This is a genomic window from Bacillus sp. FJAT-27251 (genome assembly GCF_001273925.1).
In the GTDB taxonomy this organism is placed as follows: Bacteria; Bacillota; Bacilli; order Bacillales; family Cytobacillaceae; genus Mesobacillus_B.
Genome location: NZ_LIGG01000001.1, coordinates 3,540,288 through 3,560,224 on the forward strand (window position 1 = coordinate 3,540,288; position 19,937 = coordinate 3,560,224).

Here is a 19,937-nt window from a genome sequence, read left to right on the forward strand (position 1 = left end):
CACAAAATTGGAGCGGTCCCCGGGGTGGCCGCTTTCTTTTATGGAAGGAATGGTAAATTTGCGCGAAAGGTTTTATGTGTTTGTATACGGAAGCTTGAGGAAATTCGGACACCATAACTGGATGCTTGCAAACGCGCCCTGTGCAGCTTCGCAGAGCTGGACTGCAGGCACACTATTGGATTCCGGTATAGGCTTTCCCTGTATGGTCCAGTCTGAAGGCCGCGTTTATGGGGAGCTGTATATCGTAAACAAGGACCAGCTGGCCGCGATGGACAGGTACCAAGGGTGTGATCATCATTTTAAACGCGTCATTCAAACGGTCATGACCGATAAGGGTCCCCACAAGGCATATGTTTATATCCTTAAAGACCTGCCGCGGATTCATGTAATGGAAAAGGTGGAAAATGGGGACTGGGGCGTACATGTCCTTTTACAGCAAAAAGAGCTTCTTTATTTTGCGTATGGGAGCTGTATGGACAACAAGCGATTTGCCAAGGCGAGGGTCGGCCATTTTTTCCAGAAAATGAAAGGTATAGGCATCCTAGATGGATTTACGCTCAGGTTCACGCGGAAATCAGTGGACGGCGGACGTGCCGATATCGTGGAGGAAGGCGGCAGAGTAGAAGGGAAGGTTTATGAAATACCAAGGGAAAGCATTTCTTATCTGTATAAGCGTGAAGGAGTGGCAGCTGGCTGCTATAGGCCGGCGCTCGTAAGCGTTATGTTAACTGAAAAACTGTTCAAAAACGTTTTAACATTTATAGTCGTGGAGAAAGAAGCGGAAACAGCGCCTCCAGGCCATTATGCGGCTGAAATATTGCGGGGAGCAAGCGGGTATGTTAGCGAGGGATATCTGGAGCAGCTGAAAATGGATTTACACGAAAGGTTTTGTTTAACTGTAGAGGACGGAGCCTGAGTGTGATACGAGGAAATTTATCACAAAAAAGCCGATGTGCGTGAGTCCTGAACATCGGCTTTTTATCGTTTCGTTATCTCTTCTTTTTCTTTGAATTGTCAGCAGCTGGTTTTGCTTTAGGAATCTTTTGAATTACCATGTGGACATGGACCTTTTTGCCATCCATAACCTCTACACCCGCCACAGTTCCTTTTCGGCCCTTAATGGTCAACACATCACCTTCGATGGGTATATTTCTAAGGAGCTGGCACATAAGAACATTCTTATTTTCAAGAAAATACACAGCATACATCTTCATCTCACCTGTTCTCTATGGGATATGTTGCATGAGAATCTCCCTATAAAATATATGGCCATGGAGCATATTTAGACCCGCCGGGATAAAAATAAAAAGGCCGGTATCGGCCTCTTTGTTCATATCAGTGCATATGGTGCGTGAAACCCTTATCATTACTAGTCACTAGCGGCATACTGAATTGGTGGTACCTGTTAAATGAAGATGTATGTTCGTTGGTAATCAACACTGCTTGGGGAAAAAGCTGCTGCACTTCGGCAACCATCTTCCCGGCGATTCCCTGATGGCGGAACGAAGGCAGTACAGACAGATGCTGAAGAATCACTTCTTTCTGATTTTTAGTACAAACGCCGATAACGCCTATGATTTTTTGTTTTTCCTTCCATAAATAAAGCTTATGTGCAGGGTCTGTTTCGTAAAGTGTGATCGTTTTTTGCAGCTGTCTTAAATCCTTTTCGCTTGGCATTAAGGCTAGCAGTCCCATAGTCAATTTTCGGCAGACCTGTTTGTATGGAATTATCATGATGACCCCTCATATTCTATGCTGATTCTTCTTCCAAGCCATTCTTTCCCCTTTTCTGCTAGCTTTAAACCTTTAAATATTAAAAGGTTTATAAAACAAGCAAATATTGGAGACTATTTCCAGGCAATGGCGTGACCTTATTGACAGCATATCCGATGCTTATAAGGCGTGAAAGGGATTCGGCACAGCTGAAGGAGGGGGCTCAATGGGCGCGTGATTACTTTTATAATAGGTCAGGAATTTATTATCTTCAGAGCAATGCAGCAAAAGGATATGTTTTCCCATCCATGGCTGGCCGATGGCGGGAATCATCCCATTTCTTCTCATGAAATACATATGAATACATCCTTACTATTTTGATCATACAGTATATGCGCGCCAACCAGAACTTGTTTATCCAGTTATTAGAAAGTTTTGTTCACAGAATGTTAAATGTTTTTCCATTATTCGACAAAATACACTCTTCTTATTTATTAACATATGAATTAAACTGAACATATTAAGAGGAACATTTTCATAAGGCTAGACGCTGGATGAGGGCGACGAAGCAATAAAAAAAGTGAATGATTACTCATTCAATGAAATGGTGTGGAATCGGAGAAGTGAAACAGGAATGAAAGACAAAGATTTTAATAAGGCAGGGGAGAAAGAAAATGACAAATGAAAAACCGTACGATTTCTTTACTTCATATCGAAAAATAAGCGAGATGTGGGAAAAGGGTCTTAATGATTTTTTATTCAAGGCAGTAGATAACAAAGAGCTGATTGGGTTGACGAAAATTGGAGTGGATGCGCACTCAAGGTACGTGGAAAGGCTCAAACGGAACCACGAGCTAATCGCAAGCTATTGGAACCTGCCGACAAAAAAGGATGTGGCCAATGTTGCGGAGCTAACCATTCAGGCTGAAGAAAAAGTGGATATGCTTGAACAGCAAATATGGAGCATGCAGGACGCATTTGCATCAACTTTCAAGGAACAGCAGACATTGATTCAAAACGTGATGGAATTCAACCAGCAGATGCATGGCGAATTGATCAAGGCTGCAAAAGGCTTGTCGGCGGATGTGAAGAAACTCCGCAAAGAGATAGAAGAAACGGAAGAGCTTAAAACAAACTTTGATGAAATGAGGCAAGAGCTAGCCGATCTGGCTGGGATGAAAGAAGACCTGGAAGAAATGAAAAACCTGCTAAAGCAGGAAAATGTACAGCCAGAGCTTACTGGCTCAGCTACATAAGGGGGAAAAGGGATGGCTTCGAGTACATTAATAAACATTCCGGCAGTGAGCCTGGAAAATGAGCGGGCCCGCTGGAACGCCATTTATAAAGTTTTGACAGAACCAAAACCCGAGATTGTGCCAACACCAAGGCAGGCCATATGGAGGAAGAATAAGTCGGTCCTATGGCATTATCCTGCAGCGGAAAAGAAGTATGAAACCCCTCTTTTCCTTGTCTATTCGCTCTTGAACAAGCCATATATCCTTGACATTTCCGAAGAGGGAAGCGTTATCGGAAACCTGACAAAAATGGGATATGATGTGTATATGTATGACTGGGGAACCCCTGGGCTGGAGGACAGAAACATCACTATTGATCAATATGTCATCAATTATCTTGAAATGAGTGTACGCCATGCCTTAAGGCATTCCTGTGCCGAGGAGATTTCCCTTGTCGGCTATTGCCTTGGGGGAACGATGTCGGCGATTCTCGCCTCGATAACCGACCTGCCGATTAAAAACCTCGTCCTGGCTGCTGTTCCGATTGATTACAGCAAGTTTATTTTACCGGAAAAATGGGTGAAAGCCATCCAGGATGGGAAGCTGGGCTTTGATCAGCTAACGGATGCATATGAAGTAATTCCATCCGAATTCTTATTTGCTGTCTTCATGGGGCTTCAGGGCTTCAATATTGGACCGAATATCAACCTCATTACAAGAGGGCATGACCCCAAATATGTGGATAAATGGCGCCGGATGGACAAATGGATGAAAGATTCCGTATCCTTTTCAGGTGCAGCATTCAAGCAAATGCTTAATGATTGGTATAAGGATAATAAGCTGGTAAAGGGAGAGATGATCATTGCCGGCCAAAAGGTGGATTTTGGCAATATAAAATGCAGCCTGCTTGTCATCACGTCCACACGTGACGAGCTCGTTCTCGAAAGCCAGAGCTTGCCCATGATGGATTTGGTGTCCAGTGAAGATAAGACATATGAGCTGGTTGAAGCAGGGCATGTGTCCATCTGCCTGACAGGACAGTTTGCCTTCGCTGTGGATCCATGGCTGTCATCCAGGTCAAAAGTAGTGCAGCCAAGTTAATTGATTTGGTAAAACCGGAAAGGGCTCCACTTTCCGGTTTTTGTGTTAAAAGGCTTGTAAACAAAATTCAATTATTAATCTCAGGGGGAGTTTTATGAGGAAAATAACTCTTTCGGACGGTCAAACTGTTGAAGTCGAATGCTTGTCCTGTGCGCTGACCAGCGGTCTTGTTGATCCGGCAGGAGGCGTGATTGTGGAAACGGAGCATTTTCATGCCCACCAGGACGTGGCGTACCCGATTAAAGGCTTAGTGATTCTTGCATCAAAGCGCCATATTAAGTGCCTGGATGAACTTACGGAAGAGGAAACGCTGGAGTACATTTCATTGCTCAGGAAAATTCGCCTAGCACAGAGAAAGGTTTTGGGCATTGAACAGGTGTATTATTTTTATAATGAAGATACCACACATCATTTCCATACATGGATGGTTCCCCGCTATGATTGGATGGCCGAATTCGGCCGGTCAGTCGAGTCGGTCCGGCCTGTACTTCTCCATGCTCGCAATAACAGGAATGATGAAAAGCACAAAAAGGACGTGTTGGAAGGAATCTTGGCCCTGTCGGCAGAACTTAATTTATAAATAAATATATGCTCTGTTATATCTGAATGTTGATTTCACTCTAATTCAAAAATAAAGGGAGAGAAAGTACGGTTAATTTGGGATAAATTCATATTTCTATTAAAATAAGAGGAGTTTTGCCTTCTTTTGAGAAGATAAGGGGAATTTCTCCCCTTATTTCTGCTCCTTATGGCCCCTCTGCGTACTATAACCGGAAATTCTCCCCTTAATAATTCACATGCCTCCATGAGAATCAACATTGAATCATAATAGAGCCTAAATACTAGGGCTCTTTTTTTCTGCCAATTTTTCTAATGATTATGCTATTAATTCCAGGCAGATAATAGGATAAAGAGTGGAAGGAGAGATGATCACTATTGGATTAACGAAAGTTCTCTGTACATTACTCGTACTGTTCTTTTTTCTATCACTGCACTCGTCCTATAACAGAGCGACTAATGAAATAGAGAAAACGAACGTAGTCTCTGTGGCTGCACATCCAGCTGGAAAGGAAATGAATTCCCTGCTGGAGACCTTATTGGAAAATGTGAAACAGGATGAAAGGCTAAATGGGAGTGTTGTTGGAATCAGCATCCGGAAAGGAAGCACTGGAGAAATCCTTTATTCCAGCTCGGGAGAGACCCGGCTCCATCCTGCATCCAACCAAAAGCTGCTGACAGCGGCGTCTGCACTCATGACACTTGGTCCTGACTATACTTTTTCTACTGAGGTTTGGACAGACGGGAAGATAAAAAATGGAGTGCTTCATGGCAATCTTTATTTGAGAGGCAAGGGAGACCCAACTTTATTAAGGGAAGACCTGGTCCGATTGGCACTGGATTTGAAATCCAAAGGCATAAACAGGATTGACGGTGATTTGATAGGAGATGACAGCTGGTATGACGATGTCAGGCTTTCGCAGGATCTGAACTGGTCAGATGAGGGCAACTATACCGGCGCGCAGGTTTCTGCATTGACGCTTTCCCCCGATTCCGATTATGACACCGGCACAGTACTAATCGAAACATCTTCGGGCGAAAAAGCTGGGAAACCGGGCAAGATTACGGTGACACCGGCAAATGAATATATAACTATCCACAATGAAACAGTAACCGTTGGCGAGGGAGAGCCGAGGAAGCTGTCAGTGGAAAGGGAGCATGGAAATAACAGGATTGTCATCAGCGGAGAAATCACCATCAAGAGCAAACAGGATAACTGGGTTGCAGTATGGGAGCCGACAGGTTATACGGTGAATGTTTTTAAACTGGCGCTGGAACAAGCAGGGGTGAGTTTCAGCAAGGATTCCTCAGAAAAACGAGGTGCCACACCCAAACAGGCTAAACTTCTCACTTCCAAGGCATCCATGCCTTTAAAAGAAATTCTTATTCCTTTTATGAAACTGAGCAATAATGGCCACGGTGAAATCCTGGCAAAGGAAATGGGCAAGGCGGTGCATGGGGAAGGCACCTGGGAAAAGGGCCTAAAAGTGATGGAGGATTGTGCAAAGCTCCTTGGAATGAATACAGGCTCGATGTTAATACGGGACGGTTCCGGCATGTCACATAAAAACATGATTCCCGCCAATGACATATCAAGATTGCTGTATGCAGTGCAATCAGAGGATTGGTTTCCTGCTTTTGAAAACTCACTGCCTGTGGCCGGGAGTTCCGGACGGCTGAAAGGTGGAACGCTCAGCTCCCGCCTGACAGATGAAACGGTGGAAGGAAGGGTGAGGGCGAAGACCGGTTCCATTACAGGCGTGTCGTCGCTTTCAGGGTATGTGGCAGCAAAAAGCGGGACTACCTACATCTTTTCCATTATGATCAATAATCATTTAAACCCTTCGGTAAGAGAACTCGAAGACAAAATTGTCACCATTTTGGCTGAAAACGGTTAGCCATGAATGCTGCTTGAAAGCTCCCAAGGTAACTTGGGGGCTATTAATGGTCCTGGACGCGGTTAGTGCCTGGATTGTACTTTTTCCCTGGGTTTAAGCAAAGAGGAAACCAGACAAAAACTTCAATAGGGTCTATCTGCAATCCTATTCAAGAATAATAGTTTTTGGTAAAATTAGGATAGATGATTCATAGAATACGGCAACCTGTGTTAATGCTTAAAAAGGAGGGAGCCAAAATGCCGAGTTTTCGCAGTTATCTTTTTAGAAAGGGAATAAAGATCGGGATAAAAAAATTAGGAAATTTAAAGCAGATGGACATTGATGAGCGGCGGAGAAAAATGGATGCACTTGCAATGAGATTTTCGAAGCTGCCAAAAAACATTGAGGTTGAACAAACCGAGATCGAAGGGCTGTATGCAGAATGGATTACCGATAATAAGGCCGCGGCTAACAAGGTTATTCTCTATTTGCACGGAGGCGCTTATGGGTACTGTTCTGCAAACACGCATCGATCGCTTGCCGCAAGAATCATGCAGGAAGCCGGTGTCAGGGTGCTTCTCCCCGAGTATCGGCTTGCACCGGAACAACCATATCCGGCCGCGCTGGAGGACGCTCTGTGCATCTATCGCTGGCTCTTAAGGCAAGGTTACGAACCGGGGAATATTTTTTTCGCCGGGGATTCGGCAGGAGGGGGCTTAAGTGTTGCTGCCGCCTTGTATTTGAGGGACCATGAAGAGCCGCTTCCCGCCGCAGTCATTTGCCTTTCTCCTTGGGTGGATTTGACGAGCGGCGGAGAAAGCTACACCAAAAATCAAAACATTGACCCTTACTTGAATGCAGACGGAGCAAGAGCTACGGCACTTGCATATGCGGGAGGCGAAAAGCTTGACCACCCGTACATTTCCCCGGTGTTTGCCGATTTTATCGGGTTTCCGCCCCTGTTTATCCAGGTCGGCAGCATTGAGATCCTGCTAAGCGATGCTGAACAACTTGCCGAAAAAGCACTTAAAGCAGGTGTACAGGTGGATATAAAAGTCTGGAAAGGGATGTGGCATGTATGGCAGGCTAGCGGCCGTCTCCGTGAATCCAAACAGGCCATCCGGGAAATCGGAAAATATGTAAAAGGAAGAGACTATAAGTAAATGTTTATTTTGTGCATGAACATTATGAAGAAAGAAATAAAAATTAGTTGCCCTTCATTTCAAAAGAATAATAGCAAACGGCTCCATCGTAGTAAATGATGGAGCTGCTTTTCTATCTTTCCTTGATATCAAACGAAATTAAGCGGCCATTTGCCGGATTATAAACAACGTTCCCCTGTACCCTTATTCTTTCCTGGTGAGACTGGAGGGTGAATTCATATGTTCGCCTTGTTTGGGTTGGAGAAATTTGTGTTGTTCCAATTAACTTATAGTCGACCACATTATAGCCAGGATAGGCAGCTTGAGTCACTTCCAGTAAATATTTTCCCCATTCCTCAGGCTCAACCTGTGGAGAAGCTATGATTTCAATGTTGATGACACCCAGGTTCGGGTTGGCTCCCAGCGCCATGAATGCCCGGCGGTGGAGATTGATTCGGCTGGTGGGGTAGCCTGGGACACGGTCAACAACTTTTACCAGAATTTCTCTTGGGCTTTGCGAAGAAATATTCCTGATTTTAAGCATCTGGCCGCATCGATAAGGAGCGGTGGTCCCTACCGCGGCTGTCATATATTCATTATTGGACCAGGGAATGCCGCACTGAGTAACCGTTCCTCCTTCGGTCCAAGTGGCCTGGCCCCTGATTGGCTGCTGCCGGGGATAAGGATAACCGCGATAATATTGTTCATGAAAAGGCTGTTTTCCAAATGGCACGCTCTGATCAAAGTAACGATTTCCAATAGGCAGATAGGCATAATGAGGATACATGTTTTTCCTCCCGGTAAAAAGGCTTTTTGATAGCGTATGTGGTCACAGGGTTGACCGGTGACACAGGGGGATATCCCTTTTGAAAGTTCCCCCAAATGCTAACCCGTTTAGCCAAGCCATTGATGCGTTAAATCTCGATTATGATTGGAAGGATCATTGGCCTTCTTTTTGTCTGCCTGAACAGATACTGTCCGACTGACTTTTTGATGTTTTGTTTCATCACATTCCATTGCCGTTCTCCATGAAGATCATTGACGGCTTTTGTTGCCAGGGAATTTACCTCTCTTAACAGTTCCTCTGAATTTCTTGCATACACAAAGCCCCTGGATATCGTATCCGGTCCCGAAACGATTTTGCGGTCTGATTTGCTTATGGTTACCACAATCACAAGCATTCCATCCTCAGACAGCTGTTTGCGGTCCCGCAGAACGATGTCGCCCACATCGCCAACACCTATTCCATCCACATACGTATCTCCATTTGGGATTGAACGGGTCTGACCGGCTGCACCGTCCTCTATGTCAACCACATCCCCATTTTTAATAATAAAAGTGTTGCCCTGTTCAACACCGACCGACTCGGCCAGCTGGCGGTGATGATGCAGCATCCGGTATTCCCCATGGATTGGCACAAAATAGGTTGGCTGCATCAGAGTGAGCATCAGCTTAAGGTCTTCCTGGTAGCCGTGCCCCGAAACATGCATTCCGGTAGAACTGCCGGACCCGTAAATCACTTCGGCACCCAATTTAAACAGATTATCAATGATTTTTGAAACTCCCTTTTCATTGCCAGGGATGGGGGAAGCAGCCAAGATTACCGTATCTCCTGGATAAATGGACGCATCCCGGTAATTACCCGTCGCCAGGCGGGCGAGGGCTGCCATCGGTTCGCCTTGGCTTCCGGTACATAAAATAGCGACCCTTTCTGGAGTAAAATCCTCAATCTGTTTGGCATCAATCAGCATGCCATCGGGAATATCCACATATCCTCTTTCCATTGCCACCTGGACGACATTCACCATGCTGCGCCCCAGCAAGGCAAGCTTCCTGTTCGTTTTGATTGCCGATGCGACAACTTGCTGTACCCGGCTTACATTGGAAGCGAAGGTTGACACAAATATCTTGCCCGTCGCTTTCATGAAGGCTTCATCCATATGGCTGCCGACCATTTGCTCGGACGGAGTCATGCCCTTTCGTTCAGCGTTGGTGCTCTCGGACACAAGCATCAGGACACCTTGTCGGCCAATTTCTGCCATTTTATGTATATCGGATTTTTGATTATTGGCTGGTGTAAGGTCAAATTTAAAATCCCCAGTATGAACGACATTTCCTTCGGGCGTATGAAACACAATTCCGAGGCAGTCAGGGATGCTATGGCTAACCCTGAAAAAAGAGACGCCAATCTGGCCAAGCTCCAGCTTTGACTCCGAATCAATGGTCACTAGCTTGGAGTCACTCAGGAGATGATGTTCGTTCAATTTTAGCTCGACAAGCCCAAGGGTAAAATGGGTCGCATATACAGGAACATTAAATTTCCTTAGGAAATAGGAAATGGCACCAATATGATCCTCATGCCCGTGGGTCAGAATAAGACCCCTTATTTTTTCCTTGTTCTCCTCCAAATATGTAAAATCAGGAATGATGAGGTCAATGCCAAGCAAGCTTTCATCCGGGAACTTGCCCCCAGCGTCAACCACGATGATATCGTCGGCATACTGAAGCGCATACATGTTTTTGCCTATTTCATTAATTCCTCCCAAAGCGAAAAAAGACAGTGAATTATTGTTTGTGCTCAAGGTTGTATCCTCCCAATCACTAAGATTTTAATATTATTCCCGTTTTCTTTTCCTTTATTTTAGTGAATTTCCAGTCGGTCACGGTGTTAAACCACTAAAAAATGATTGAGATTATTTTAAATACAAGTTGACAACTAGGAATAGTGGGTATTATAATCTCCTTAATCAAAGAAAATGAAAAGGCTCGCTGATCGGAACACCGAAGGCATAACCCTTGTCCAGAGGGTTATGCCTTTTTATTTGCCAACTAATATAAAATGGGGTGTAAATGGTGAAAAAGTTGATTGTATTTGCTTTTATTGGGTTTCTTGCCCAGTTAATAGACGGGGGATTGGGAATGGGATATGGTGTCACATCCTCATCATTGCTGCTCGCTTTCAGCATTGCTCCGGCAGTTGCTTCTGCTTCTGTACATTTATCTGAAGTTGTGACGACGGCGGCCTCGGGCATTTCCCATATCAAGTTTGGGAATGTGGATAAACAAACGGTCTACAGGCTGGTGATTCCCGGTTCGATTGGCGCATTTATGGGAGCTACTTTTTTAAGCAATCTGCCAGGTGATTTGGCAAAGCCTTATGTTTCTTTATTTCTACTTTTCCTTGGCGTATATGTTCTGGTAAGGTTCTTGTTCAACTTCCGTCCCTCCGAAGAAAAGAAGAACATCTCCCTAAGCCGGAAACAGTCCATTCCATTGGGGCTGATCGCTGGTTTTGCTGATGCAACTGGAGGGGGAGGCTGGGGGCCAATTGCTACCCCTGTGCTCTTATCCAAAAAAGGAATGAGTGCCAGAAAGGTAGTTGGTACTGTAGATACAAGCGAGTTTGCCATCGCAGTTTCCGCAACTATCGGTTTTCTTATCTCCCTGGGATGGGCCCAGGTTAATTGGTTTTGGGTGGCAGCTCTGATGATCGGCGGCGTCATTGCGGCTCCGATTGCAGCCTGGATGGTTCAGAAAGTCCATGCACAATTGATGGGGGTCCTTGTTGGCGGGKTCATCATTTTAGTGAATTCGAGGACGATGGCCCACACATGGATTGAGGATGCAAGCATCCATCCGTATGTTTATGCCGGGCTGGCATTGCTCTGGATTGTTTCAATCCTTTATACCGTTTCCAGGATCAGCAGCTACAAGAAAATGGAAACAGTAGAAGTTCATTCATGAAATTTAAATTTTTAATGTACATTTTTGATGTGTTAGACATATTTTGAAAAAGAAAATAGCGTAATTGGGGAAAAGGCCCTATCAGAACTGGCCTTAAATTTATAAACAAATGTTGACCAGAATGCTCAACAATAAAAAAGGAGGCTCCTCATGAAAGTATCGAGCAAAGGAGAATATGCCTTACGTGCACTTCTTGTCCTGGGACAGCAGCAAGGGAAGGTGATATCCATCCAGGAAATATCCGATAAGACTCTTGTAACTGTCCATTACCTCGAGCAGCTGCTTCTTCAGTTGAAAAAGCTGGGGTACGTTTCCAGCAAAAGAGGGGCGAAAGGCGGATATGTCCTCCAAAGGACCACTGAAGATATCAATATAGGCGAAGTCATCCGCGATTTGGAAGGTCCGCTTTCCCCGATGGCCTGTGCATCGATAACAAAATATGAACCATGCCAGCTTGAGGCCGGCTGTCAATTAAAGCCGCTTTGGTCCCTTGTCAGGGATACGATTGCTTATGTGCTAGAACGCACGACGCTCGCAGACTTGCTGGAAAACCGGCTATCATTGGTAAAGGGAGAGGATTTAGTTGTCGTTAAAACACCAGGTTGATCAAAAGGTACTTGATAAAATAAAGGCTATGCTAGAGAGCCTTGATTTCGGCACTCTGCAAATTACTGTCCATGATTCCCAAATCACGCAAATTGATAAACTTGAAAAGCATCGCTTTCCATTACAGGCAAAATCAAAAAACCAGTTAAGAAGCAGGCAATAAAAATGAATAGATGCCGATCGGAATTCCGAAGGCCCTTGTAGTTACTTGTAACCATTGGTTCACAACTAACTATGAGGGCTTTTTCTATCGAGAAAAAGCCCGGATAAAAATGGATACCAKGGAGGAAGAACAGTGAAAAAGACTATTTTGGCAATTGCATCGGCATTATTGGTGCTTGGGGCAGCGGGTTGTTCAAACAAGACATCTTCACAGGAAGGCGGAGAGGGGAACGCCCATGGAAAAGTCGAATTATTAAATGTCTCCTATGACCCGACAAGGGAACTTTATGAAGATTTGAATAAAGAATTCGCCGCTCACTGGCAGGAAAAAACAGGCCAGGAGGTCACAATCAACCAATCGCACGGTGGTTCGGGCAAGCAATCACGTTCAGTTATTGACGGACTGGAAGCCGATGTTGTCACTCTAGCGCTCGCGTATGATATTGACGCTATTGCTGAAGCAGGCATGCTGAGTGAAAAATGGCAGCAAGAGCTCCCGGACAATAGTTCTCCCTATACGTCAACAATAGTCTTCCTTGTGAGAAAAGGGAACCCAAAGGGGATAAAAGATTGGGATGATCTTGTGAAACCGGGCGTATCGGTCATTACTCCCAATCCAAAAACATCCGGAGGTGCACGGTGGAATTATCTTGCTGCCTGGGGCTATTCTTTGAAGCAATCGAAAGGCGATGAACAAAAAGCAGAAGATTTTGTTTCAAACCTGTATAAGAATGTTCCTGTCCTTGATTCGGGTGCACGGGGATCCACCACAACATTTGTTGAAAGGGGAATTGGCGACGTCCTTCTTGCCTGGGAAAATGAAGCTTTTCTGTCCATTAATGAATTAGGGGAAGACAAATATGAAATTGTTATTCCCTCTGTCAGCATTTTGGCAGAACCGCCAGTGACTGTAGTGGATAAAGTGGCGGAAAAAAGGGGAACGGCCGAAGTTGCTAAAGCTTATCTGAATTATTTGTATACAGAGGAAGGGCAGGAATTAGCAGCAAAGCATTATTACCGTCCGCGTTCTTCAGCGGCAATCGAGAAATTTGGAAGCCAGTTCCCGGATATTAGCCTTTTTACCATCGATGAGATGTTTGGCGGGTGGAAAAACGCGCAGAAAACTCATTTTGATGATGGCGGAACGTTCGATAAAATTTATCAACCTTAAAGCAAGGGGAGCTTCGGTATGAAGATCAATAATAAGAAACACCGGGTTCTTCCCGGATTCGGCCTCTCGATGGGATATACCATCATCTACCTAAGCCTGATTGTGTTAATCCCGGTTACCGTTTTGTTCCTAAAAGCATCCTCACTGAGCATGGCCGATTTTTGGGAAACAATCACTAATGAGAGAGTAATAGCTTCCTTTAAGGTCACTTTTCTTACCTCGTTCATTGCTGCCCTGGTAAATGCGGTATTTGGTACGCTGATTGCCTGGGTTCTTGTAAGATACGACTTTTTCGGCAAAAAAGTCGCTGATGCCCTCGTAGATTTGCCTTTTGCGCTGCCAACGGCGGTCGCCGGGATTGCGCTCACTTCCATTTATGCTCCAAACGGATGGATAGGCCAATATTTTGAACTCCTGGGAGTAAAAATTGCCTTTACACAATGGGGGATTATCGTTGCACTGACCTTTATCGGATTACCGTTTGTTGTCCGCTCTGTACAGCCGGTCCTGCAGGATTTGGATGTACAGTACGAGGAAGCCGCAGCGACATTAGGGGCAAATCAGATTCAGACTTTCCTGAAAATTATTTTTCCAGCTATTCTCCCGGCATTATTAACCGGATTTGCCCTTGCATTTGCAAGGGCGCTGGGTGAATATGGTTCAGTTGTCTTTATTTCGGGGAATATGCCGATGAAAACGGAAATCGTCCCTTTGCTTATCATCACGAAACTCGAGCAGTTCGATTACGCGGGGGCGGCAGCGATTGCCTCTGTCATGCTGCTGTGTTCCTTCTTCCTGTTATTTGTCATCAATTACTGGCAATGGAGAAGCGCAAAAAAACATCAGGTGGGTTAAAGGAGGAGGAGAGACGATGATATCGGAACTTATAAGCCGGCACAAAAAGCAAACTACAGCCTCGATTACAAAAGGGGTACTCATTGGCATTGCCTTATCCTTTCTGGGAATCTTTATATTGGTGCCTTTAATCGCTGTTTTTACTGAAGCATTGAAAAAAGGGCTGGAACTTTATTTTCTGTCTCTGACTGACCCTGATGCGCTATCCGCTATCAAACTAACCTTGATTACAGCCGCCATCGCGGTTCCGCTTAACACGCTGTTCGGCCTTACTGCAGCCTGGGCGATTACAAAGTTTGATTTTAAAGGAAAAAATGTGCTGATTACCCTGATTGACATTCCCTTTGCCGTTTCGCCAGTCATAGCCGGCCTCGTTTTTGTCCTATTGTTTGGGACACAGGGAGTATTAGGCCCCTTGCTTGCAGCTTACAATATTAAGATCATCTTTGCGGTACCGGGGATTGTTATTGCGACCATATTTATCACATTCCCCTTTGTGGTTCGCGAGCTGATCCCGATTATGCAGGAACAGGGAAGTGAGGAAGAGCAGGCTGCTCTTACACTTGGGGCCAGCGGCTGGCAGATGTTCTGGAAGGTCACATTGCCAAATATCAAGTGGGGAGTTCTTTACGGGGTGATTCTTTGCAATGCCAGGGCAATGGGGGAGTTCGGTGCTGTTTCGGTGGTTTCCGGCCATATCCGCGGCCTGACCAACACTCTGCCATTGCATGTCGAAATTTTATACAACGAATACAATTTTACAGCAGCCTTCGCCTGTGCATCACTGCTTGCGATATTGGCTCTGTTCACCTTGTTTCTTAAAACCATCGTTGAAAAAACAGGAGGTTAAACCATGAGTATCGTTTTAAAGGGTCTAACTAAGACATTTGGACAGTTTCCAGCAGTGAAGAAGGTGGAGCTTGAAATCCCAACTGGTGACTTTGTTGCTCTATTAGGACCATCCGGATCGGGCAAAACAACTTTGCTGCGTCTGGTCGCCGGGTTGGAGGGTCCCAATTCAGGAGAGATTTTGTTCAATGGTGAGGATTTTACCGCGAAATCGGTAAAGGAACGAAAAGTGGGCTTTGTATTCCAGCATTATGCGCTTTTCAAGCACATGACCATCTTTGACAATATTGCCTTTGGTTTAAAGGTGAGACCGCGCAAACATCGTCCTTCAAAGGAAGAAATAAATTCCAAAGTAGAGGAACTGCTTAAGCTTGTCCAGCTTGAAGGACTGGGAGAACGTTATCCCTCCCAGCTTTCGGGAGGACAGCGGCAGAGGGTGGCCTTGGCAAGGGCACTGGCCGTAGAGCCTGAAGTGCTTCTGCTGGATGAACCGTTCGGAGCGCTGGATGCCAAAGTGCGCCAGGAATTGCGGGGCTGGCTGCGGGAGCTTCATCAGAAGCTGAATATTACTACTGTTTTTGTCACCCATGACCAGGAAGAGGCCATGGAAATGGCCGATACCGTTGTGGTGATGAACAACGGCAGAATCGAGCAGACCGGAAGCCCCGAGAATGTTTATGAAAACCCAGTAAACCCATTTGTCTACAGCTTTTTGGGAAGAGTCAACGAATTCCGCGGGGATTCGCTGGAAAACTATACACCATACGGAGTCGATAAGCCTTTTTCAGATAATGAGGTGGGATACATCCGCCCCCATGAAATTGGATTAAGCCGAATTTGTGTTAATAACAGCTATCCTGCGGAAGTGTCGCATGTGAATAAAGTGGGGGCAGCAGTACGGATTGAGCTTAGACGTCTGGACACTGACGATTTATTTGAAGCAGAGTTGAGTGCGGAAAAATACAACATAATGGGCGGTTTAAAAAGAGGCGATCAATTGTTTGCCGAATTTCAAAATATCGTCATTTTTAAAGGAAATACTTTAACGGATTCTGAATTCGAACTTCCAACTTCAAATTTAATGCTGCGTCCAGAGGAAGTGCGAAGTTAGCAGGGCCTGCTGTACGAGTAATCGTGTGATGACGAATGTTTGGTCACCAAGGCACCGAATGATATAATAGGAAGAACTTATTATACCTTTGGAGGCAATATGCTTACATTCGAAGAAAAACTAGCGATTATTGAAGAGTTTTTGGAGCTTGAACGGAAAAATGTATCATTGAAAAGAGTCAACTTCCATTTTGAAGGCAGTGCGGACGACAAGAAAAATGTTGTTTACCACTTGCATCCCAATGGAAATGGTTTTGTCTTTGCCGGAAAACTGGGAGGCTATGAGACAGACAGCAAAGGAATGGTCAACATTCGGGACTATTCCAAGGAAGAGCTTAGACACCTCCTGAAAGAAGCGATTGAATCACTGAAACCAAATCCTCATGAAGAAGCGGTGATTGGCGAAGCCGAGGAAGAGCGCTGGGTCAACGACGAAAAACATACGCTCATCCTCGTGGAGGAAGACGATATGTGGAATGTATATGCGGGCTTAAACCTTGATGGCACTTTCCCCTCGTATAACGAAGCCAGGCAATATCTTGAAGAGGAAGGCTTCAGCCGGCGGAAATAAGGATTTGAAAAAGCGGAACTTCCAAGGGGAGGTTCCGCTTTTTAATACATATGCCTGAAAGAATTACGGAAAAAGGGCACTATCACAAAGAGGACAATAGCATCATCTTGGGGAAATAGGAATAAAGAATAATGAAATGGGGTGGAGAAGATGATTAAAAGTACACAAGCTTCAGAGTTTATTCAGTCGGAGGAAGAACTGCGTTCGCTTATAGGCTTTCCTAGTGAACTGGTACGTAACAAAGTGATAGATAGCATTGACCACCATGTGGCTGATTATATTGCCCGGTCCCCTTTTTTGGTTTTGGCGACAGCTGATGAAAAAGGCTTTTGCGATTCCTCACCAAAGGGCGATGCTCCAGGTTTTGTTCACATTTTAAATGAGAAACAGCTGGTCATTCCGGAGAGGCCAGGCAATAAACGAATCGATTCACTTCGTAATATCCTGGCCAATCCAAGAGTTGGCCTGCTCTTTTTCATTCCTGGCCTGGGAGAGACATTGAGGGTAAACGGGAAGGCGGCGCTTGTAAAGGATGAGGAGCTGCTCGGAAGGCTTGCGGTAAAAGGGAAAAAACCGCTATTGGGAATTATGGTCGAGGTAGAAGAGTGCTATATTCACTGTGCCAAAGCCTTTAAACGATCCGGATTATGGGAGCCAGGGAGCTGGAGCGCCCAATCGGAACTGCCGTCAGCCGCAAAGATTATTTCTGACCATGCACGGATGCCTGGCCATAATGCGGATTCCATACAGGACAGCTTGAATGAAAGTTATGCAAAACGGCTTTATTAAATAAATCCATGCTTTAGCTTTTAATCTGTTGTCTGCTGATTACTAGATTAGTTGTTTCCGGAATGTAAAAAATTCGAGGTGACTCAGGTGGAGCTTAATTCTGTTGGTCGAAGGCATGACTTGGACTGGATTCGGGTGCTGGCTACTGTTGCCGTGTTTTTATATCATTGCCTGATGTTTTTTAATCCTTTTCCTTGGCATGTAAAAAATAACGATACGGATTCCGAAATCATGTTAATGCTGTCACTTTTCATTGGACTGTGGGTCATGCCGATCTTCTTCGCTGTTTCAGGCATAAGTGTGCAGCATGCGCTTGCAAAGCGACAGGGACCTGCTTATTTAAAGGAACGACTAAAACGTCTTGGAGTTCCATTAATATTTGGGGTGTTCGTGCTGACGCCACCGCAAATTTATATCGAACGACTGGCCCTACACCAATTTGGCGGCTCATTCATAGAGTTTTACCCCCACTTTTTTAAGGGCTTCTATTTGGAAATCGGCGGGGAAGGAAATTTTGCCTTTTTCGGCTTACATTTATGGTATTTGCTAGTCCTGCTAGTGTTTTCCTTCCTTACATTGCCTTTATTTAAGAAAGTAAAAATGAGTCTCAATTTTAACATGGTTCATTTTTTGGTTTTACCAACTTTGCTTATGGCCACAGGCTTTGTCAGGACGCAAAATTTGGGAGGCTGGGATTTAGTCTTTTACCTGATCATTTTTATTTACGGTTATTTTTTCTTTTCCCATCAGGCATTCGCTGCAGCTTTGGAGAAAACAATCAAGTTCCACGCAATTACTGCGGTAATAGCTTCTCTTTTGTATATCAGCTGGTTTATAGTGAATTTTCCCCAGGCAGGCATCCAGGCTTATATGTTTTATATGGTCAGCGTCATTGGCAGCTGGAGTCTGATTCTTTGCATTTTCTTTCTGGCAGGAAAGTATTTGTTTTTTTCAAATAGAACATTGCAATATGCAAATGAAGCCGCTTTGCCGTTTTATATCTTGCATCAGCCGGTGATTGTCATTTTTGGCTTTTTCATAGCTCACCTGCCATTGCCGGTTTATATAAAGCTCCTTTTTATGATGGCTGTCAGCATTTCTGTGATTTTATTAAGTTACCATTTTATCATTCGCCAATCCAATATGCTGAGGTTTTTATTTGGAATCAAAGCTATGAAGAAAGCAGAAACAATAGTTTCCAAAAGCACATCGGCTAATTAGTAAGCATGGATAGATCGGAAAAGAATGAATTTTGGCGAATCTTTTCGCTGGTCCTTATGAGTATATTTTCCTATAATGTTTATAGGAATAAATAACTATTCATAAAATCATTAATTGGGGGCTAGCAAGATGAATAAAAACAATAAAATGCCAGTCTATTATAACGGGAGCGGGTTGGAATATTTAAAACCTTTTAAGAAAGATTTTTCAAAGGAACATGTGATTAAACCAGATTCTGGAGTAAACCAACTGCAGTTTCCTGTTTTCCCCAATCTAAAAAACTAATAGTTTTAAAAAGCAGGGACAATAGTGTTCCTGTTTTTTATTTTGATAAATTCCGTTTTACCGGAAAAAGCAGCAGAAAATATTCCGTAAAAGCGGAAATTTCCGGTTTTACGGAATCGAGATGGGAAGTGCCTATTAGTAGAAATGGGCAAAATTCCGCACTTCCTCCAGCTTTTTTCTAAAAAAATTACTTTATTAAAAAGTTGGCACAAAAATTGCATATATAGAAGTCGAGCATCAAAAAGAAAGCGCTCACAATATTTTGTACCCTTCAGGAGGTGCTTTTGGTTGGACAAAGTGATTACAAGAGAAAGGTTATCGTCGCTTTTTAAAGACGGGATGACAATCATGTCTGGGGGCTTTATGGGAGTTGGTACACCAGAAAAGCTGGTATCGGTCTTACTGGATGCCAACATAAGGGATATAACCCTTATTGCCAGTGATACAGCCAGGGTTGACAATGGCGTTGGGCCGTTGATTTTCAATAATCGGGTTAAAAAATTGATTGCTTCCCATATAGGGACGAACCCGGAGACAGGAAGAAAAATGATCGCTGGTGAAATCGATGTGGAATTAGTCCCACAAGGCACTTTTGCAGAACGCATACGCGCCGGCGGCTCAGGCCTGGGTGGTGTCCTGACGCCTACCGGTGTGGGGACAGTAGTTGAAGAAGGAAAGGAAAAGCTAGTTGTTGACGGAAAGGAGTATTTGCTCGAAAAACCGCTGCGAGCCGATGTCGCCATTTTAAAAGCCTATAAGGCCGATAAAGCAGGAAATCTTGTTTATCACAGCTCTGCCCGCAACTTCAACCCCATTATGGCTTTGGCAGCCGAATTGGTCATCGTCCAGGTGGAAACCGTCGTGGAAATTGGAGAGATTGAACCTAATGAAGTGGTAACCCCAGGAATTCTGGTGGATAAAATTTTAGCAGTATAGGGAGGCTGGCAA

22 protein-coding genes are annotated in these 19,937 nt (G+C 44.5%); 18 read left to right on the forward strand and 4 right to left on the reverse strand.

Annotated elements, in window-relative coordinates; all coding sequences use genetic code 11:
* Positions 1–40 precede the first annotated feature (40 nt).
* Positions 41–916 carry a gamma-glutamylcyclotransferase family protein gene (locus tag ADU22_RS16545; protein ID WP_053363145.1) on the forward strand — a complete coding sequence of 292 codons (876 nt, stop codon included), beginning with the start codon at positions 41–43 and terminating at the stop codon, positions 914–916.
* A 73-nt stretch (positions 917–989) separates the two neighbouring features.
* Here ADU22_RS16545 and ADU22_RS16550 read toward each other — a convergent pair whose 3' ends face one another.
* Positions 990–1,208, reverse strand: coding sequence for a hypothetical protein (locus ADU22_RS16550; RefSeq protein WP_053363146.1), 219 nt, complete (start codon positions 1,206–1,208; stop codon positions 990–992).
* 127 nt (positions 1,209–1,335) lie between these two features.
* Positions 1,336–1,734, reverse strand: a complete 399-nt coding sequence (locus ADU22_RS16555; RefSeq protein ID WP_069188002.1) for a GNAT family N-acetyltransferase — start codon at positions 1,732–1,734, stop codon at positions 1,336–1,338.
* Positions 1,735–2,387: 653 nt separating this feature from the next.
* Between ADU22_RS16555 and ADU22_RS16560 the strand changes: the two genes are divergently transcribed.
* The 5 genes from ADU22_RS16560 (at position 2,388) to ADU22_RS16580 (ending at position 7,647) form a co-directional block, all read left to right on the forward strand.
* On the forward strand, positions 2,388–2,969 hold the full coding sequence (locus ADU22_RS16560) for a hypothetical protein (RefSeq protein ID WP_053363147.1): 582 nt from the start codon (positions 2,388–2,390) through the stop codon (positions 2,967–2,969).
* Between the two features lie 12 nt (positions 2,970–2,981).
* Entirely contained in the window at positions 2,982–4,049 is a 1,068-nt protein-coding gene (locus tag ADU22_RS16565; RefSeq protein WP_053363148.1) for an alpha/beta fold hydrolase, read from the forward strand.
* A gap of 94 nt (positions 4,050–4,143) precedes the next feature.
* Positions 4,144–4,629 (forward strand): HIT family protein, encoded by a 486-nt coding sequence (locus tag ADU22_RS16570; protein ID WP_053363149.1) that lies wholly within the window; start codon positions 4,144–4,146, stop codon positions 4,627–4,629.
* A gap of 346 nt (positions 4,630–4,975) precedes the next feature.
* Positions 4,976–6,505 (forward strand): D-alanyl-D-alanine carboxypeptidase/D-alanyl-D-alanine endopeptidase, encoded by a 1,530-nt coding sequence (dacB, locus tag ADU22_RS16575; protein ID WP_053363150.1) that lies wholly within the window; start codon positions 4,976–4,978, stop codon positions 6,503–6,505.
* 236 nt (positions 6,506–6,741) lie between these two features.
* Positions 6,742–7,647, forward strand: coding sequence for an alpha/beta hydrolase (locus ADU22_RS16580; protein ID WP_053363151.1), 906 nt, complete (start codon positions 6,742–6,744; stop codon positions 7,645–7,647).
* Between the two features lie 112 nt (positions 7,648–7,759).
* Here ADU22_RS16580 and ADU22_RS16585 read toward each other — a convergent pair whose 3' ends face one another.
* A complete protein-coding gene (locus ADU22_RS16585) occupies positions 7,760–8,413 on the reverse strand; it encodes a DUF3889 domain-containing protein (RefSeq protein WP_053363152.1) in 654 nt (217 codons plus the stop codon).
* 127 nt (positions 8,414–8,540) lie between these two features.
* Positions 8,541–10,208 (reverse strand): ribonuclease J, encoded by a 1,668-nt coding sequence (locus tag ADU22_RS16590; RefSeq protein WP_053363153.1) that lies wholly within the window; start codon positions 10,206–10,208, stop codon positions 8,541–8,543.
* A gap of 271 nt (positions 10,209–10,479) precedes the next feature.
* Between ADU22_RS16590 and ADU22_RS16595 the strand changes: the two genes are divergently transcribed.
* The 12 genes from ADU22_RS16595 to atoD all read left to right on the forward strand — a co-directional run bounded on the left by ADU22_RS16595 (position 10,480) and on the right by atoD (position 19,925).
* Complete coding sequence (locus ADU22_RS16595) at positions 10,480–11,370, forward strand: sulfite exporter TauE/SafE family protein (protein ID WP_053364614.1); 891 nt, start codon at positions 10,480–10,482, stop codon at positions 11,368–11,370.
* Positions 11,371–11,520: 150 nt separating this feature from the next.
* Positions 11,521–11,976 (forward strand): RrF2 family transcriptional regulator, encoded by a 456-nt coding sequence (locus ADU22_RS16600; protein ID WP_053363154.1) that lies wholly within the window; start codon positions 11,521–11,523, stop codon positions 11,974–11,976.
* Positions 11,954–12,139, forward strand: coding sequence for a YezD family protein (locus ADU22_RS24350; protein WP_082253022.1), 186 nt, complete (start codon positions 11,954–11,956; stop codon positions 12,137–12,139). Before ADU22_RS16600 ends, ADU22_RS24350 begins: the two co-directional genes overlap by 23 nt.
* Before the next feature lie 132 nt (positions 12,140–12,271).
* Positions 12,272–13,309: a sulfate ABC transporter substrate-binding protein gene (locus tag ADU22_RS16605; RefSeq protein WP_053363155.1), complete on the forward strand. Its 1,038-nt coding sequence runs from the start codon at positions 12,272–12,274 to the stop codon at positions 13,307–13,309.
* Positions 13,310–13,327: 18 nt separating this feature from the next.
* Complete coding sequence (gene cysT, locus ADU22_RS16610; RefSeq protein WP_053363156.1) at positions 13,328–14,164, forward strand: sulfate ABC transporter permease subunit CysT; 837 nt, start codon at positions 13,328–13,330, stop codon at positions 14,162–14,164.
* Positions 14,165–14,180: 16 nt separating this feature from the next.
* Positions 14,181–15,014, forward strand: coding sequence for a sulfate ABC transporter permease subunit CysW (gene cysW, locus ADU22_RS16615; protein ID WP_053363157.1), 834 nt, complete (start codon positions 14,181–14,183; stop codon positions 15,012–15,014).
* A gap of 3 nt (positions 15,015–15,017) precedes the next feature.
* The gene (locus ADU22_RS16620; RefSeq protein ID WP_069188004.1) at positions 15,018–16,124 is read left to right on the forward strand and encodes a sulfate/molybdate ABC transporter ATP-binding protein; all 1,107 of its coding nucleotides are present in this window, start codon (positions 15,018–15,020) and stop codon (positions 16,122–16,124) included.
* 99 nt (positions 16,125–16,223) lie between these two features.
* On the forward strand, positions 16,224–16,694 hold the full coding sequence (locus ADU22_RS16625; RefSeq protein ID WP_053363158.1) for a hypothetical protein: 471 nt from the start codon (positions 16,224–16,226) through the stop codon (positions 16,692–16,694).
* Positions 16,695–16,844: 150 nt separating this feature from the next.
* Positions 16,845–17,483 (forward strand): pyridoxamine 5'-phosphate oxidase family protein, encoded by a 639-nt coding sequence (locus tag ADU22_RS16630; RefSeq protein WP_053363159.1) that lies wholly within the window; start codon positions 16,845–16,847, stop codon positions 17,481–17,483.
* Between the two features lie 87 nt (positions 17,484–17,570).
* On the forward strand, positions 17,571–18,704 hold the full coding sequence (locus ADU22_RS16635; protein ID WP_069188005.1) for an acyltransferase family protein: 1,134 nt from the start codon (positions 17,571–17,573) through the stop codon (positions 18,702–18,704).
* Positions 18,705–18,833: 129 nt separating this feature from the next.
* Entirely contained in the window at positions 18,834–18,989 is a 156-nt protein-coding gene (locus ADU22_RS24740; protein ID WP_156324377.1) for a hypothetical protein, read from the forward strand.
* 288 nt (positions 18,990–19,277) lie between these two features.
* Complete coding sequence (gene atoD / locus ADU22_RS16640) at positions 19,278–19,925, forward strand: acetate CoA-transferase subunit alpha (protein WP_053363160.1); 648 nt, start codon at positions 19,278–19,280, stop codon at positions 19,923–19,925.
* Positions 19,926–19,937: the final 12 nt, after the last annotated feature.

Bases quoted from the DNA above. Each gene is read 5' to 3' on its own strand.
- ADU22_RS16545 (WP_053363145.1), top strand. From the start codon at position 41: ATGGAAGGAATGGTAAATTTGCGCGAAAGGTTTTATGTGTTTGTATAC.
- ADU22_RS16550 (WP_053363146.1), bottom strand. From the start codon at position 1,208: ATGTATGCTGTGTATTTTCTTGAAAATAAGAATGTTCTTATGTGCCAG.
- ADU22_RS16555 (WP_069188002.1), bottom strand. From the start codon at position 1,734: ATGATAATTCCATACAAACAGGTCTGCCGAAAATTGACTATGGGACTG.
- ADU22_RS16560 (WP_053363147.1), top strand. From the start codon at position 2,388: ATGACAAATGAAAAACCGTACGATTTCTTTACTTCATATCGAAAAATA.
- ADU22_RS16565 (WP_053363148.1), top strand. From the start codon at position 2,982: ATGGCTTCGAGTACATTAATAAACATTCCGGCAGTGAGCCTGGAAAAT.
- ADU22_RS16570 (WP_053363149.1), top strand. From the start codon at position 4,144: ATGAGGAAAATAACTCTTTCGGACGGTCAAACTGTTGAAGTCGAATGC.
- dacB (WP_053363150.1), top strand. From the start codon at position 4,976: ATGATCACTATTGGATTAACGAAAGTTCTCTGTACATTACTCGTACTG.
- ADU22_RS16580 (WP_053363151.1), top strand. From the start codon at position 6,742: ATGCCGAGTTTTCGCAGTTATCTTTTTAGAAAGGGAATAAAGATCGGG.
- ADU22_RS16585 (WP_053363152.1), bottom strand. From the start codon at position 8,413: ATGTATCCTCATTATGCCTATCTGCCTATTGGAAATCGTTACTTTGAT.
- ADU22_RS16600 (WP_053363154.1), top strand. From the start codon at position 11,521: ATGAAAGTATCGAGCAAAGGAGAATATGCCTTACGTGCACTTCTTGTC.
- cysT (WP_053363156.1), top strand. From the start codon at position 13,328: ATGAAGATCAATAATAAGAAACACCGGGTTCTTCCCGGATTCGGCCTC.
- cysW (WP_053363157.1), top strand. From the start codon at position 14,181: ATGATATCGGAACTTATAAGCCGGCACAAAAAGCAAACTACAGCCTCG.
- ADU22_RS16620 (WP_069188004.1), top strand. From the start codon at position 15,018: ATGAGTATCGTTTTAAAGGGTCTAACTAAGACATTTGGACAGTTTCCA.
- ADU22_RS16625 (WP_053363158.1), top strand. From the start codon at position 16,224: ATGCTTACATTCGAAGAAAAACTAGCGATTATTGAAGAGTTTTTGGAG.
- ADU22_RS16630 (WP_053363159.1), top strand. From the start codon at position 16,845: ATGATTAAAAGTACACAAGCTTCAGAGTTTATTCAGTCGGAGGAAGAA.
- ADU22_RS24740 (WP_156324377.1), top strand. From the start codon at position 18,834: ATGAATAAAAACAATAAAATGCCAGTCTATTATAACGGGAGCGGGTTG.